The sequence below is a fragment of the Chryseobacterium scophthalmum genome (assembly GCF_900143185.1).
Classification (GTDB): Bacteria; Bacteroidota; Bacteroidia; order Flavobacteriales; family Weeksellaceae; genus Chryseobacterium; species Chryseobacterium scophthalmum.
On record NZ_FSRQ01000004.1, the window covers coordinates 269620 to 286217 of the forward strand.

Genomic DNA, 16598 nt, shown 5'->3' on the forward strand with positions numbered 1-16598 from the left:
TATGGGATTCTACCTTTATAAGGGGCTCAAAAAGCCCCTTGTATTCTTCGGACTCAAAGGAAAATACATCTTTTATGCAGTCGGCGTCATCGGAGGCGGGGTCATATCAGCATTGGTACTCTCAAAGTTCGGTCTCTTAGGCTCTTTATTGGGTCTTGCAGTCACCGCAGGCGGAGTTTATCTCATCTTCAGAAGACAGGACAAATATGGTTTGTATGACAAAACCAAAAACTTCGATCAGATCTTAATTTTTCCAAAAAGGTTACATAATAATAAACTTTTAAAGAATGGCAACAATAAAAAAACAAGCCTTTAGCATCCCATTTATTGGATATGATCAGGGAAAAGATTTCAATTGGGATTTTGATGTTCTTTTCGGACAGTACGGGAATCCTATTATCGGGATCAAAATAAAAAATATTGTTGAGCAATATTCGGCAGACCCGGATAGCTATCTCAATTTCCACACGGTTTTAAATCAGGTGGTATCAATCATTGGAGAAGGAAGAATTGTTCAGAAGCTCGATATCTTTTCCAAGAAGAAATATGCTGCCGAGCAATCCAACCAATTTCTACAACAAAAATATTCGGAGCATTTTGAGGGCAGACTTTTCAAAACTATTGAGACCGTACTTCTCTTTACTGATATTGTAGATGATAAGCTGAAAAAGAAAATGAAGCATTATCATTTTTCTGATAAAAGCTATAAGGAACTACGGGATAAATGCCAGAAAGTTTTGATGCTATTAAAACAGAACAATTGTGAACCTGAGTTTTTATTTGAGAAAGATTTTGAGTACTACATTTCCGGGGTTCTATCGATGCAGTTTTCCGAATCTCCAACATTTGATAATATAAAGAGTACCAACGAATTTTTACAAATAGGAAAAAGGTTTGTAAAAAACATCTCTTACGTGGATGTCGAAAACATCGATTTACCATCGGAAATTGAACCTTATTCTATTCTCGGCGGCAATGGTGCCGCAGCAGAAACAGCAGTAGATAATTTTAGTTTTATCAATGAACTGGAAGACTACGAAACGATTGTCTACAATCAGATCATTACCATTCCGCTTCAGGCACAACAGCAAAGGGAGCTTGATAAAAAAAAGAAAAAGCACGAAGGAGCAGCCAATAATTCTCCTTCCAATGCGATCATAGCAGATGAAATTCAGACCCTGCTTCATAATATAGCGATTGATGGACAGCTCGTTGTGAATGCCCATTTTTCCATCCTTTTTTCAGCACAGACATTGGAAAAAATGGAGAACATTCAGTCGATGATTGAAAATAAGCTTTTTACGAAAGGAATCATCGTTTCTAAAAATGCCTACAACCAATTGGAACTCTGGCGAGCAGCCATTCCGGGCAATGGAACAGAACTGAGGGAATACGATTTATTTATGACGACAAGCGAAGCGGCCTTGTGTTTTTTTTTAAAGAAAGTTACCCGGTCAATGAAGAATCCAATTTCTATTTAAGATTTACCGATAGACAAGGCGTTCCGCTAAAAGTAGATCCTTCGGATTTACCGATGAAAACCGGAAGAATTAATAACAGAAATAAGTTCGTTCTCGGACCTAGTGGGTCAGGCAAAAGTTTTTTGATGAACAATATTATCGAGCAGTATTTGACCTGCAATTATGATGTAGTGATTGTTGATACAGGAGATTCTTATTCGGGAACCTGCAAATATAAGGGAGGAAGATACATCCAATACACCGAAGAAAAACCGATTACTATGAATCCTTTTCTGATGGATAAGAAAGAATTTAACATTGAGAAAATTGAATTTTTAACCAACCTGATCTTCCTTATCTGGCAAGGTCCGGATTCTTCAATGTCATCCGCACAAAAATCCATTTTAGACAATGTGTTGATGTCGTATTACCATCAGTATTTCAACTCAGGAACACAGTGGTATGAAAATAAAACTTCTGAAGAACTCATTCTCTATCTGAGTAAATATAACATACACGAAGATGATCTTTTTTATGAATATGAAAACGAAGCCAAAGGACAGCATACTTACTATGACATTTTGGGAATTACTTTCGATGCCAGTTCCGATGAAATAAAGGAAGCGGGAAGAAAATTATTGAAATTTTATCATCCCGACAAGAATATCAATAACCCGGAATATGAAAGCGAAAATTTCTATAAAGTTTATGAAGCGTATGACACTCTGAACGATGAAGAAAGAAGGAAAATATATAATGAGACGCAGTTGATTTTAATCAAGTCGAACGATATCATCAAGCAGCCTGGATCAGCTGAAGAATGGAACGAATCCTTTAGAAAAGCGATCATCAGGAAAATCAAAGAACTGGAAGAAAAGCTGGTCGTAACTGAACTTTCGTTCAATGGGTTTTATGATTATTGCGATCAATTTCTTCCTATCTACCTGAATAATAAGAAACATAATATTATAGAGAAAGAGTTTAATCTGCGCACCTTTTTATTTGTACTGAAAGATTTTTACAAAGGCGGAAGGTACGGAACGACTTTAAATGAAAGTGCAGACAATACGCTTTTTGATGAAACATTCATCGTTTTTGAAATTGACAACGTAAAAGATAATCCCAAACTCTTTCCGATCGTGACGCTCATTATTATGGATACTTTCATTCAGAAAATGAGGCTTAGACAAGAGCGTAGAAAAGCCTTAATAATTGAGGAAGCGTGGAAGGCAATTGCAAGTAAATTAATGGGTGGATACATTCTCTATTTATACAAAACAGTAAGAAAGTTCTGGGGTGAAGCTGTGGTTGTAACTCAGGAACTGGACGATATTATTGGAAATGCTGTGGTAAAAGATTCCATCATCAATAATTCCGACACTTTTATTTTGTTGGATCAGACGAAGTTCAAAGATAATTTCGACAAAATCGCATCATTGCTTTCGCTCAATAAAGTAGAGCAAAACAAGATTTTCACCATCAATAATCTGAACAACAAATTCGGGAGAAGCCGATTCAAAGAATTTTATCTGAAAAGAGGTTCAAAAGGCGAAGTCTATGGAAATGAAGTGTCCTTGGAGCAGTATTTAACCTACACTACAGAAAAGCCTGAAAAATCAGCTGTTGAATATTATGTTCAGAAATACGGAAACTATGATGAAGCATTACGCAGGTTAGTCGGTGATTTGAAAACCTTTGGAGATAGCCTCGAAAACTTTGTATCACTCGTGAATTTATATCAAAATCCTTTGGATCAAAAAATCAATTCTTTTTACAGAATGATGAAAAATGAACACAAAGGAAGGAATGTTTTCAAAATCATCTCTCAGGAATTAGAAGACCGAAATCTCAGCTTTTTAGAATTAATCAACCAAAAACAAGAGCTATATGAAAAAATTTAGTCTCAAAATAGCAATGCTGCTTTTCCCACTTTGGGGGACAATGGGATTCGCTCAAAACACTTACATCGACCCAACGGTAACGGCAGCAATGATTCTCTATTCAGAAAATCTAAAAGCCAAACAGAATGAAGTCATCGAAGAAACTTCAAAATTAAAGGACGCACAAACTTGGGTGGGAACTAAAATGGTGGTCGCCAATGATATTCAGAATAAAATACTGAAGGGATTAAAAGAAGTTTCAGGGACATTACAAAACGGAATTCAGGCACAGGAAATCTATTCTGAACTCAATAAATGCTACAATTATTCATCACAAGTGGTACAATTAGCATCACAGCAACCTGAGTATGCGATATTCGGTGTGAAGGCTTCGCAGAAAACCTACGAGCAAAGTCTAAAAATTGTTACCGATGTATCAGATATTCTCGCATCTGGAGAACTTAATCTTGCTACCGCAGGAGATCGATACAAAATTCTTCATAATATTTCCGAGAATGTAAAAAATCTGAAACTGTGGCTTTTGGCGATTAAGTTAAGACTTGAAAAAGCCAATCGATTGGGATTTTGGAATTCCATTAATCCATTTGCAGGATACATCAATACAGACAAAGGTATTGTTGAAAACATAATGAACAGATATAAACGGAATTTTTAAAAATCATACGATGAAGAAAGTTTTTCAAATTCTACTGATTCCAATGGTTTATATCGTGCTGACTTCTTCCGGCGGTGGTTCTACACCGGCTTGGCAGCAGGAAAACGTTTCCTTTCCGATGATGGATATTGTAATTAATGCGACGATGAAAGAACACGACAGACAAAAAGAAATGCGGCAAAAACAAATAGCCAATACCACCGTAGAAACAGCCAACAGAGCCCAATGGAATCAATTCAAGGAAAAGATTACAAAGATACAAGATCGGCTTAGGATTGTTTCATTTGCTATTCAGGCTGTACCGACCGGAATAGCAATGAGCAGGGAAATAACGAAAATAACAAACAATCAATCCGCCATTATCAATGAAATAAACGATGCTCCTTATTCAATTATTGCGGTATTGCCTTCTCAGGTTCAGTTTGTTGATGACCTGCAAATGGTAACACGGCTAATAACAGGGATCATTTTGTCTTACGGAGCTATTAACCAAATGGAAAAATCAGAACGTAAAGTATTATTAGACTATGCTTTAGATGAAGTAAAAGCAATAAGCAGAAATTCTACTCATATGCTTTTGAAAATTAGAGATATCAAAGCCAAAGTAAAACGTAATAAAAGAGCCTTTCAATATTATGTCAATAGAGATAAGCAAGTAGTTGAAAGCATAATGGATAACATCAAATCTTTCTAAAATGAAATCAAAGATTCGCAAATTCTATAGCAAAAAAGTAATAATGATATGAGCAAAAAAATATTTCTTTCCGGAGTTTTATTCTTCTCCGTTGCATCGGTAAAAAGCCAGCAAATAGTCATTAATGATAAACTCCTTTCGCAGATCACCGTAAATCACGGTGTTCGATTGGGAAGCGAACAAGCTTTTTTGGATTCCTATGAAAAGCAAAAAGAATTGTATGATGACATCAACAATAAAATCACGCAGATCATAGCCATTCAGGAGTATATCTATCAACAACTGAAAAATGTGAATTCAGCTTTGACCCAGAGCAAGAAACTTATTTATCTCTATCAATATTTAGGTAAAATAGTGACGAACTCCAATAAAATGCTGGATCTATCAGCGCAGCATCCTGAATATTCCGTACTCATTTCAAAATATTATGTTGAAATAGGCAAGCAGACGATGAAGCTTCAGCAGGAAGTTACCCAGGATATTCTCAATGAAGACAAAGATTTTCTGATGGATGCAATGGATAGGGAAATGCTTATTGAAAAGATATTTACCCGTGTCAGAAATATCAACGGAAATATTCTGTACATCAATTTACGGTTAGAGAATGCCAAGAAAATCCCTTATCTGTATCAGGTTCAGGTTCTCCGCAATTACATCAATATAGACAAAGCCATTGTTGGCGACATCATCACTAAATACCATTACCTCTTTAATTAAAAAATTATGGGAAATCTACTAAAAAAAATCAGTCTATTTCAGTTGCTCTTTTTTACAGCCACTGTGTTTGGACAATTGAGTGTAAAGAGATTGAATGACCCTTCCATTGTTGCTCAACATAAAAGAATTGTCTTTCAAGATTGGGGAGATTGGAGACCATATCCAAAATATTTTTTGGGAATCCAAACCAATTTTGCCTACGCAACAGTCTGGGGAATATGGGCTCCAAAGATCAACAGGGATTATAAAGACGGTGAAGATATTCGACCATTAAAACCTACAGGGGTGCAAAATCAGAGATTCGCCCAGTTAAAATTTCAGGAGGAAGAAGCAAAAAAAATAAAAGCAGCTTCAGATACCATTCATAAAAGAAGTGTTCAGGATTTTGCCCATTGGACGTCCGCTACTGTTGATGCCGATCCTCTTTGGCTTTTGTATTACAAACGAATGTTAAAACCAATTACCGAATTCCCCGACCATCCACAAAATTTTATTGAATGGAGATTGAAAGACCAACAAACGTTTGAAACGCTCAATACGACAGGAACCATTAGAAGGCTTAAGGAAGAGCTGGATCTCATCAAAGAAAAATACGCAATGTCCAGAAGTATGGATATGCCAAGAGGAAAACGGTTCATTATGTACCACGAAACCCTTATTAAATGGAGAAAATTTGTGCGAGAGTTAAGGGATTACAATAACAAGACAACACTTCTTACAGATTACAAAAATATTTTAAAGAACCATTCAAATTATGCTTTGCCACCTGGTTGGACACCCGCTTCAGACCAGCAAATTGTTCAAAATTTGATGAATCATTATAAACACCGATTTTAAAAATGAATAAAACGATAACATTAACTTTTTGCTTATTAACAATTCTTTTACCTGTTATGGGTTTCGCCCAGACAGACGGTGATTACAGCAATCTACTCCAATTTTTAAAGGGAGATGGTGCCTTTGAAAAGTGGTTTATGGAAGTTTTTACAAAACTGGACAACAGTGTGCAGGATAGCGCCGCCGGTTCAGCTTTGGTAGGAAAAGCAATAGGCGGTTTAGGCGCTCTGATGTACCTCGGGTACATGGGCTGGCAAATGGCTGCCGGAGACAGAGAATGGGAAATCACACCGATGCTGAAACCAATTCTTATTGGATTTACGCTTGTTTATTGGAGCGGATTTGTCAGTATGATTCAGGCACCATTTGAAGCCATTGCCGAGCCCGGAATATCAATTTTCAGCGAGATAGAATCAGAAGTTAACGACTTAAGGGTCGAGAGATTTAAGAAGCAGCAGCAATTACTCGATGCTGTCATCAAATTAAAGGCGGAAGAAGATGCCAAACAGGAAGTCATTGAGAATACTACTGAAGATGCGGATGATTCTTGGTATGACATCAGCGAAGGATTGGATAAACTCATTCAGCCCATCAAGGAATGGTCGATAAGAATGGAATTCCAAATGCAAAAATTAGTCGCGGAACTCATTGAGTTTGTTTGCCTGTCGATTCTACGCATTTGCGTGTATCTCATTTTCTTCATTCAGAAAATATGGTCTTACATTTTAATTATTTTGGGACCGATAGCTGTTGGAATGGCTCTTATTCCCGGATTTGAAAATTCATTATACAGTTGGGTCTCAAAATTCATCAACATTAATCTTTACACTTTTGTTGCCTACACGATCATCAACATCGGTCAGCAATTGATCGCTTCCGGTTATACAATGGAGATCGAAAGGTATGATACCTTATTATCCAATGGAACCATTACCAACTTAGACGCTTTAATGGTCTATGTGAGTAATTCGGGAATGATCTATAACCAGCTCTTTACCTGTGTTGCCTATGTTGTAACAGGTATCGGGGTTTTAATGACTCCAACTATTGCCGACAGTATTGTTTCAGCAGGAGGAGCCGGGGCGATGACGAAAATGAAAAGTGCCGCAGGAAAAATGGCAAGTAGTGCTAAAACAGCAATCTTGGCAGCTAAAACAGGAGGTGCTTCAGTAGCAGCAAGTGCAGCAGCAGGTTCCGCTTCGGGAAGGGTTAAGGAAGCGATGAAAAACGGAAAATAAATGTTTTACGCATGACCAACAACCTAACACTATCAACCAACAACTAAAATAAAGATGCTTATCAAAAATATAGAACAAAGAATCAAGATCAACAAGGTCATTTCATTATCTACCATTGCTTTTGCTGTTTTTATTGTCATAGCCGGATTTTTCTTTGCATACAGAATGATCGAGGATTCCAGAAAATCAATTTACATTTTAGACAATGGTGTTCCGGTTCTTGCCAAGCAGACAGATGTCCTGCTGAACCGACCTGTTGAATACAAAGCTCAAATTGAATTATTCCACCGATTGTTTTTCACGCTCGCACCAGATGATACCTATATCAAGGATAATATTCAAAAGTCATTGTATCTCATCGATGACAGCGGAAAAAAGGAATATACAAACCTAAAGGAAAAAGGTTTTTACAATCAGATCATTGCCTCCAGTTCGATGGTAAGTATTCATACTGATTCAATTGCACTCAATATGGAACAGAAGAAATTCTCTTTTTTCGGGAAACAGATGATCACACGAAAATCTTCTGTCATTACGAGGAAGCTCATCACCGAAGGTTTCTTTGAAGACATCATTAGAAGCCCCAATAATCCCCACGGTGTGATTCTTAAAAACTGGCGAATCATCAATAACGAAGAAATATCCAATCAAAATAAAAACTCTTATTAAAAATGGAAACTACATTAAAACAAAAGGGTCAGAAATGGCTTCAGTGGGCAGTTCAAAATCCAAAGAAATTCTTTACGTATTCAATGATTCTACTGTCGGTTTCATTTATTGGGTCTCTCATTCAAGGTGTCTTTTTCTCTTCCGACACTACGTTCAAAATAAGACCTCCAGTCCTCTATTCTAAGAGTAAGATGAGTCAAAATCAATCCTTAAATAATGATAAAGAGATGGAGAAGATTGTAAACGAACTGAAAGCTTTAAAAGTAAAAAGAGACCAAAATGCTTTGAAAAAAGAAGACAGCTTACGAATTGACTACTTGTTTAACCAATACCAAAAACTAAAAAATGGACATTAAAAAAATAAATTTTAAAGAAAAAAAATATGTTCTGCCACTTCTGGCTTTACCGTTTCTTTTTCTTTTCGGATATGTAGGAGCGCAGTTTGTCAAAGAAGACACGTCCGAAAAAGACAAGCCAAAAGAATTATCTCTTTCACTGGGGGATACGCAGGATTCCATTATGACCAAAAATGATGCTTACGATGCGTTTTTCAAAAAAGAGGACAACCGAACGATGCTTGGTGGTTTGGACAAAGAAGAGGATAGTTTACTGAACTATGATGATCAACTGTCCTTAGCACAAAAAAGGAAAATAGATTCATTAAAAGCAGTCAATGGCAGACAAAATCAATATGAGGCGAAAGGAAATCAATCCTCCTATTACAAACCAAATCAATCACAAAGTGACGATAAAGATTACAACAGGTCTTCGGAGATCATCAAAATGCTGAATGACAAATCTTACGGAGACCAAGAAGATAAATACGCTGATACACCAAAAGAAAAGACACAAAGTGTCCAACCAGACCCTGTAAAATATCTGAAAGAACAAATGCTCGTGATGGATTCTTTAGAAAAATCCCGTGACCCTGAGTACCAAAGTAAACTTGCCGCAGAACAGAGATTGAAATCAAATAAGGATAAGATGGACGATTTTCTCAATTCAACTTTCAATGTAAGCAAATCCGGAATAAACAGCGGTTTTAATGCTTTCTATAAGGAGAAAGATAACAGTTTTATCAAAGCGGTCATTGACGAAAATAACAAAGGCTTTCTGGGCAGCAGAATCAGGTTCCGCTTGTTGGAAGACATTTTTGTCGGAAACATAAAAATAATCAAAGGTTCGATATTATATGGTCAAATCTCAGGATTTTCAATGCAAAGAGTCAATCTCAATATTGTTTCAGTCTTTACCAAAGGGGAAATCTACCCTGTCAATCTATCCATTTACGATGTTGACGGTATGAAAGGACTGTACGTTCCGCAAAGTATTTTCAGAGATATGATGAGGGAAATGGGAAGTAACTCCGTACAAGGAACTCAAATGGATATGGGCGGAAAAGGATTCTTCTCAAGTATTGGATCCAGCCTGTTTACATCAACCTCCAAATCTATTGCCAACCTGATCAAAGAGAACAAAGCAAAATTGAAGTACAATTCTTATGTCTTTTTAATCGACGAAAAACAATTGAAAGATTCACAAAACCAAAAAAAATAAAACAATGAAAACGTTATTATACACCCTTTTAATTTTCGCAGCAAACTTACTCACTGCACAAACTGCAAGCAAAGAACAAATTATTTCCGATTTACCGGAAATTGAAATTACTGAAGGTATCAACCTGCATATTATTTCGCCGGAACCGATTCAGTATGTGGATCTGTCAACAGAAAAACTGACTGGAGATTTACCAGCTTCCAATATTGCCAGAATAAAAATCACAGACCATCCTGATTCTGATGAGAAAGGAAAAATCAAAACACCTTCCGTTTTTTTTAATGGAGATAAAATTGGAGTGATAACCGTTGTTGCGCAATCTTTCATCGCACAGTACAAAGTTGTTTACAGAAACCAGGACAACCTCAATACGATTACCAATATCCATATTCAACCCGAAGCGATGCAACCTGTAGAATTTGAAAAAATGGTTTTTTCAAATCTTGAATTGAGAAAATTTGCAATGGATATTATTAAAAAAAAATCTGAGATAAATCCAATAAGGGAAGAGAAGAATCTAAAACTCAGCTTTCAACTCAATAATGTCTATGTAATCAGTGATTACATCTTTTTGGATATGACCATCAAAAACAATTCTAATCTGAGCTACGATATTGAGGACTTGAAATTCTCTTTAGAAGACAAGAAAATACATAAAGCAACAAACAATCAAAGTGTAGATCTTACCCCAATTTTACAACTCAATCCTCAAAAACACTTCAGGAAAAATTTCAGAAATATCTATGTTTTCAAAAAATTCACTTATCCAAATAGCAAAGTAATGATGATCCGTCTCATTGAAGAGCAACTCTCTGGACGCACCATAGAAATGAAGGTGAACTATTCTGAAATTCTGAAAGCCGATACCTTTTAATAATTAATATAATGGAAAATTTTTCAATTATGCTGTGTTTCACACTCATGCTATTAATAATTACCTGTCATTCTGTTTTGATAATTGTCTTTCTTACTAAAAGAAAAGAGCTCATAAATGAGTATGAAAAGCTATTAAATCTTAAAGATTGGTATGAGAAAATATCTGAAGAGGCAGGTCGCTCCTACATTATCGAGAACGTCGAAAAAAGAGGAAATGAATTAATTGATCATTTGAATCTGTTGAATGCCAATCTTATTGAAATACAGGAACAGCAAAAAAAATTACAGGAACAGCAACAAAAGCTGCACAATAACCTATTAGAAGAACACAAATTACTTAATCAATATTTCGAAAATTATTCATAATGCAAGAACAACAACATCAAATCAAGATCTATGGCTTTTTACAAAAAGCAGTTTATGCAGTCGTTGCACTCGATTGTGCTTCGCTTTTCTACTTTAATGCTGATGTTCCGGTAATATCCAACTTGTTGAAAAATTTTTCAAAGCTGAGCTTTATTTACCCACCTATCAATGCCAAATTTGCAATATTAATTCTAATCGGATTAGTGGCTATCGGAACAAAAGCCAAGAAGAAGAAAGACCTTAATATTAGTAAAGAGATTATTGCTCCTATGATATTGGGATTGCTGATGATTTTCTCTTCATTGGTTTGGCAAAATGAGGCAGGAAATGCTAAACTTCCGAAAGTATTTCCCAGCTTAAATCTCTATCAGATAATTTATGCTGTTCTTTCTTTTTTAGGGGCAGTTATTCTTCAAATGGGTGCAGATAGTATTTCAAAACTGATGCAGCAGAAAATGGGAAAAGACCGATGGAATGTTGAAGAAGAATCTTTCGACCAAAATCAGGAATTGGTAACATCGGATGTCACAATCAATATTCCATACTTGTTCCGTTACAAAAACAAAAGCAATAAAGGTTGGATGAACATCAATCCTTTTAGAGGAACGATGGTCATTGGAACACCAGGTTCTGGTAAATCTTTTGGTGTGATCAATCCTGCCATAAGACAAATGATTGCAAAAGGTTTCTGTCTCTGCATCTACGATTTTAAATTTCCTGATCTAGCACAGATTGCATACTACCATTATTTGTTGAAAAAAAGTAAGGAAGCAGACTACGATTACAATTTCCACGTCATTAATCTGAAAGAGGTTGAAAAATCAAAACGAGTCAATCCATTTCACAAAAAGTACATCCAAACTTTAGCAGAAGCCCAGGAAATGGCAGAATCAATGGTTTCATCTCTACAGAAGGGAGGTTCGAGTTCCGGAGGTGGTTCTGAAGCTTTCTTTACCCAATCCGCCATCAATTTTCTGTCTTCCTGTATTTATTTTTTTGCAACATTTGAAAATGGAAAATATTCTGATCTGCCTCATATTCTTTCCTTTATGAACCGCAGTTATAAAGAAATTTTTGACACACTTTTTACCAACGAAGAAATTTTCTCTTTGCTTTCGCCTTTCAAAACGGCGTATGACAACAAAGCGTTTGATCAGCTGGAAGGACAAATTGGAACTTTGAAAATATTCCTTTCCCGATTGGCAACTAAAGAAAGCTTTTGGGTGTTTTCGGGAGATGAAGTGGAATTGAAGATTACTGATCGTGAAAATCCATCCATTATCATATTAGCATCAGATCCGGGAACACAGGATATTAACTCAGCCCTTTATTCCTCGGTGTTAAACAGGACTTTAAGATTGATCAATTCCAAGCACAATTTACCGGGAGGAATTATCGCAGACGAATTTCCGACGATTTATATTCATAAAATTGATAACATCGTGGCCACTGCAAGAAGCAATAAAGTTGCTGTAATGCTTGGATTACAAGAAATTCCGCAGCTCAGACAGTTCTACAAAAAAGAAGTTGCAGATACTATTTCTGCGATTGTTGGAAATATTATTTCCGGTTCTGCCAGAGACAAAAATACATTGGATTGGTTGGAAAAACTATTTGGGAAAATTAAACAGAAATCATACTCACAATCAATTTCACAGCAAGGGACGACCACCAGTATTAATGAAAAGATGGACAATATGATTCCTGCCGGAAAAATTGCGGCTCTGAAAACCGGAGAAATGGTTGGAATGATCGCACAGGGAGAAGAAAATGATGCTGAGGAATATAAAACGTCTGCAATTAGTGGTAAAATTAACCTGGATATGAAAGCGATTCAAGAAGAAGAAAAAAACTATGTTAAAATGCCATCTTATTACTCTTTTGTAGATAAAAAAGGGGTTAACCGCAAAGAAGAAGTGCTGATGACCAACTTTAGAAAGATCAACAAAGAAGTGGAACTCATTGTGAATGAAAATATTAAAGCTGCGTAAAATGAAAAAACTAAAATACACATTTACATTGATGGCGCTGTTTTACAGCTGCTTATGCTTTGCCCAATTCAATACGATTACACCAACAATACCGAAAAAATCTGAAAATCCAAAGGTATCCGAAAAATCTAATATTGAAGATCCGGTAAAACAAAAGAAGGCTAAGAAATCTTGGAAGCAAGTTTTAAATATCACCACAAAATCAGATTTAAAAAATGAAACCAAAGGTTCGACGAAGTGGTTAACGAGTCAAATAGATTCACTGAAAACACTGATTAAAGAGTATAGCAGTGTAAAAGAAATACGAAAAAATGAGTTTGAAAAACTGAAAGATTCTTTGATGCTGCAAGCACAAAATAGAGTAGAAGAAACAAAGAAAGCATCAAAAAAACAAAACTTTTTTACAACGTATGATTTTGTAGACGAACCTGCAGCATCTTTTTCAAAAATTGTAATGCCTCTTAAAAACAAGATTACCATTACATCTTCTTATGGGACAAGAACTCATCCTATTTTCGGAACAAAAAAAACGCACAACGGCATCGACCTTAAAGCCAGTTATGAGAATGTCTATTCTGTAATGGATGGAATTGTTACAGCAACCGGTTGGGATTCTAAAGGCGGAGGGAATTTCATAAAGGTAAAACATTTTAACCGTTTCGAAACTTCCTATCTACATCTTTCAGAAATGTATTATCGAGCTGGAGAAATAGTAAAAGCTGGATTTGTCATCGGAAAAAGCGGGAATACCGGAAACTCCACAGGACCACATCTGCATTTTTCGGTGAAAGAATTCGGACAAAACATCAATCCTTCTCATTTTTTAAATGACCTCATAAAAGTAAACAATTTAATAGCAACATACAATGAATAACATAACCTTACCTACCGATGAACTGAAAAAATACGGAATTATTAATGAGGATAATTCTTTCTCTAAAAAGCTAAATATAGAGGATGTTCAGAAATTTCTGCAAGGATATACCATCGTTGCAGACCACGACAAAAACAGGGCGACTTTTCAGCTGACTGATAATAATACTAAACTGAAGGTCATCTTTTTGGAAAGAGATAAAAGTATTTCTGACATCCTCGAAAACAGTAAAAATAATATTCAATATACTGATGTCAAGAATGTTTCTAAATCTGAAAATGAACTGAGTTTCGAAAAAAAAGCTTTCATTTTTGACAAAGAGACCGAAAAAGTAGTTGAATTTGATTTCATTAAAAATGCAAGAGAATTGACCGCAATTATTGCAGATAAAAAAAATACAGAAGAACTTAACCGTTACATAGCAGAACTTCTAAAACTTAAATCTTTTCTGCAAGATAAAATTGTTCAGTTCCCAGAAATGGCAAAAGAAATTACGAATGATTTGAATATTGTATCCAAAGAATTTAATACAGTTGCTGGAATCTCTGAAAAGCAAAATCACTCTCAAAAGCAGGAAAAATCAGATTTACAACTAAATGTGAACGACCCTGATGTCTATCAGGATGCCAATCGAATGAGAGATGAGGAAAGCCAAGAGCAGGACGAGGAAATACCAAAGTCAAGAGGTTTTAGAAGATAGCTTAATAGGTGGAAAAAATGGAAGACAATCTAACCTGGTTTGATAAGAATATAGTTCCCAGAACGAAGGCTTATAAAAATTTTGTGAAGGAAATTGAAAACACTTCACCTGAACAGTTTTTTCGGGACGGAGAGAGGCTGTTTACCGATAGAGAGAAAAAGTTTATGGCAATTCATCAATCTAAGGGAAAAGAATTTATTCAAGGTTCAAATTTTACATTGAAAACATTTTTCAATTCAAATCAGGGTTTCCCTATTGAGGATAAATTTAATACTACCGCTGAATTAGTCAGATTTATTGAAAAGCAGCGACTAGCCAATAAACATTTGATTTTGCAAAATAACAGGGAGTCTACTGAAATTGCTATAAGTAATGAGTCCATAAAACAGAAATTTCTCTCTGATCTCTGGGCTCAGGAATTGGAGAAAAAAACTGATTTAAGTTCCGGATTGACCTATACGCAAATTGATGAAAAGCAAGCTCATCATTATCGAAATTATGAAGTTGAAGCTGTAAAGTTATCATTAGAAGGGGTTCATCAAATTGAAATGACTGATCTGGAAGAAAATGCAGACTTTTTTTCAGATGAAGGCTTTGAAGAAAATTTAACCCCTGCATCTGACCTTCCGGACGGCTGGACCTGGAACGATTACGATGATGGGAGTGGCTCGCTGAAGAGTCCAAGCGGTCATAGGTATTACAGCTATGATCTGCAAACTCAGGAATATACATTACCGTACGGTCGGCGAGAATGGACAGGTATGAGAGATTTTTATGATGCTCCAAAAAGTTTGAACGAATTCAAAAGCTATGTCGAAAACGACTTAAAAGCAAAAGCGGTGCAAAATAATCTTTATCCGAAACTTTCCGAAGAGGAAAAAAATGATATTCTCAAATACAGGATCTTTATGAAAGAAAACGAATTCATACTGGAGAACTTGCAGATCACAGCGAGCCAAAGAAAAGCTTATTCAGAGAAAATGGAATTCGGAACAACAGATGGAGATTATTCTCTTACAAAGGCACAAATGGACACAATCCCAAATGTTATTGATGGTCATACGTTGTCAAAAAATGACAAATACGAATTGGCTTTCGGCCTATTGGAAAAACAGCTATATGGGGAATCCTACGAATTATTGGATAGCGGTGAAATTCTAAAAAATTATCTGGATGAAAATGTTTTTTCAAGAAACAGAATATTAACAATGAATGATATAAAATTTAACAATCAAACCCCAAACATTATGGAAACACAGAACGAATATGAACCATCTCAGTATCCGAAATTTCAATTAAAATATCTTGGTTTCGGAGAAGGAGAACAACTGCACAAAGATTTAGAAAACGGAATTAATGCTCCCGAAAAAGAGTTCGAAATTAAAACCACTTCCGACAAAACGATGCCCGGAAATGAAATGGAATTCACGTTAAAATTCAATAAGATAGAAAATGGAAGTGTCTTTATGAATTTTTATAATGCTAAACTCACTAAAGCAAATGGCGACGTTATCTCCCACAATTTTCCTGTTAACAGGGTGAATACATTTACTGCTAAAGAAGCAGTCAACCTTTTGGAAGGGCGTACGGTAAAAATACAATTTCACAATCCGAAAACAGAAAAAATAGAACCTGCATTTGCCAAACTGAATTTTAACGAACCCAAAACCGAAAAAGGAAATTACAATTTCCAGAATTTTTACAAAAATTATGGAGTTGATACGGCTCAGATCGTAGAAAAATCCAAACTGATCTTCGATAAGCCGGAATGGAAGGAAAGTACCATAAAATCTTTGGAAAAAGGAAATATCGTGAAGGTAAAATTTGAATTGGATGATAAAGTAATAGAAGGCAAAGCGGTGCTGAATCCGCAATACAAAAATCTGAATCTGTATGATTCTGATATGAACAGAATCAATACCAACAAGCCTTTAGAAGGTTTGGAACAAGACAACAAGCACGAAAAAAATAACGTGAAAGAACAAAGTATTAAACGATAGATAACACTTACAACCAATCATTTATTTCCCAGCGGTAAGTCAAATTAATTAGGCTGCCGCTTT

General features: G+C 35.8%; 15 protein-coding genes and 1 pseudogene. All 16 read left to right on the top strand.

Features of this window, described 5'->3' with window-relative positions:
- The first annotated feature begins 1 nt into the window (after position 1).
- The 16 genes and pseudogenes from BUR17_RS17970 (at position 2) to BUR17_RS18045 (ending at position 16535) form a co-directional block, all read left to right on the top strand.
- The gene (locus BUR17_RS17970) at positions 2–316 is read left to right on the top strand and encodes a DUF4133 domain-containing protein (protein ID WP_074231894.1); all 315 of its coding nucleotides are present in this window, start codon (positions 2–4) and stop codon (positions 314–316) included.
- Positions 288–3361, top strand: a pseudogene (locus BUR17_RS17975) (TraG family conjugative transposon ATPase). The gene BUR17_RS17970 and the pseudogene BUR17_RS17975 overlap by 29 nt, the downstream one beginning before the upstream one ends.
- Positions 3348–4016 carry a hypothetical protein gene (locus tag BUR17_RS17980; RefSeq protein ID WP_074231895.1) on the top strand — a complete coding sequence of 223 codons (669 nt, stop codon included), beginning with the start codon at positions 3348–3350 and terminating at the stop codon, positions 4014–4016. The pseudogene BUR17_RS17975 and the gene BUR17_RS17980 overlap by 14 nt, the downstream one beginning before the upstream one ends.
- 10 nt (positions 4017–4026) lie before the next feature.
- Positions 4027–4710: a hypothetical protein gene (locus BUR17_RS17985; RefSeq protein WP_074231896.1), complete on the top strand. Its 684-nt coding sequence runs from the start codon at positions 4027–4029 to the stop codon at positions 4708–4710.
- 48 nt (positions 4711–4758) lie between these two features.
- Positions 4759–5427, top strand: coding sequence for a hypothetical protein (locus BUR17_RS17990; protein ID WP_074231897.1), 669 nt, complete (start codon positions 4759–4761; stop codon positions 5425–5427).
- Positions 5428–5433: 6 nt separating this feature from the next.
- Positions 5434–6264 carry a hypothetical protein gene (locus BUR17_RS17995; RefSeq protein ID WP_034975929.1) on the top strand — a complete coding sequence of 277 codons (831 nt, stop codon included), beginning with the start codon at positions 5434–5436 and terminating at the stop codon, positions 6262–6264.
- Positions 6265–6320: 56 nt separating this feature from the next.
- A complete protein-coding gene (locus BUR17_RS18000) occupies positions 6321–7502 on the top strand; it encodes a hypothetical protein (RefSeq protein WP_228418845.1) in 1182 nt (393 codons plus the stop codon).
- Between the two features lie 54 nt (positions 7503–7556).
- Entirely contained in the window at positions 7557–8171 is a 615-nt protein-coding gene (gene traK, locus BUR17_RS18005; protein WP_074231899.1) for a conjugative transposon protein TraK, read from the top strand.
- 2 nt (positions 8172–8173) lie between these two features.
- Positions 8174–8527, top strand: coding sequence for a hypothetical protein (locus tag BUR17_RS18010; RefSeq protein ID WP_074231900.1), 354 nt, complete (start codon positions 8174–8176; stop codon positions 8525–8527).
- Positions 8523–9728, top strand: a complete 1206-nt coding sequence (traM, locus tag BUR17_RS18015; RefSeq protein WP_074231926.1) for a conjugative transposon protein TraM — start codon at positions 8523–8525, stop codon at positions 9726–9728. Before BUR17_RS18010 ends, traM begins: the two co-directional genes overlap by 5 nt.
- A 4-nt stretch (positions 9729–9732) precedes the next feature.
- The gene (gene traN, locus BUR17_RS18020; protein ID WP_074231901.1) at positions 9733–10602 is read left to right on the top strand and encodes a conjugative transposon protein TraN; all 870 of its coding nucleotides are present in this window, start codon (positions 9733–9735) and stop codon (positions 10600–10602) included.
- A gap of 11 nt (positions 10603–10613) precedes the next feature.
- On the top strand, positions 10614–10970 hold the full coding sequence (locus BUR17_RS18025) for a hypothetical protein (protein WP_123891964.1): 357 nt from the start codon (positions 10614–10616) through the stop codon (positions 10968–10970).
- A complete protein-coding gene (locus tag BUR17_RS18030; protein ID WP_074231903.1) occupies positions 10970–12961 on the top strand; it encodes a type IV secretory system conjugative DNA transfer family protein in 1992 nt (663 codons plus the stop codon). Before BUR17_RS18025 ends, BUR17_RS18030 begins: the two co-directional genes overlap by 1 nt.
- A 1-nt stretch (position 12962) precedes the next feature.
- Positions 12963–13835, top strand: coding sequence for a M23 family metallopeptidase (locus tag BUR17_RS18035; RefSeq protein ID WP_051879935.1), 873 nt, complete (start codon positions 12963–12965; stop codon positions 13833–13835).
- Complete coding sequence (locus BUR17_RS18040; protein WP_034975922.1) at positions 13828–14535, top strand: hypothetical protein; 708 nt, start codon at positions 13828–13830, stop codon at positions 14533–14535. The genes BUR17_RS18035 and BUR17_RS18040 overlap by 8 nt, the downstream gene beginning before the upstream one ends.
- Before the next feature lie 17 nt (positions 14536–14552).
- The gene (locus BUR17_RS18045) at positions 14553–16535 is read left to right on the top strand and encodes a hypothetical protein (RefSeq protein ID WP_074231904.1); all 1983 of its coding nucleotides are present in this window, start codon (positions 14553–14555) and stop codon (positions 16533–16535) included.
- The last annotated feature ends 63 nt before the right edge of the window (positions 16536–16598 follow it).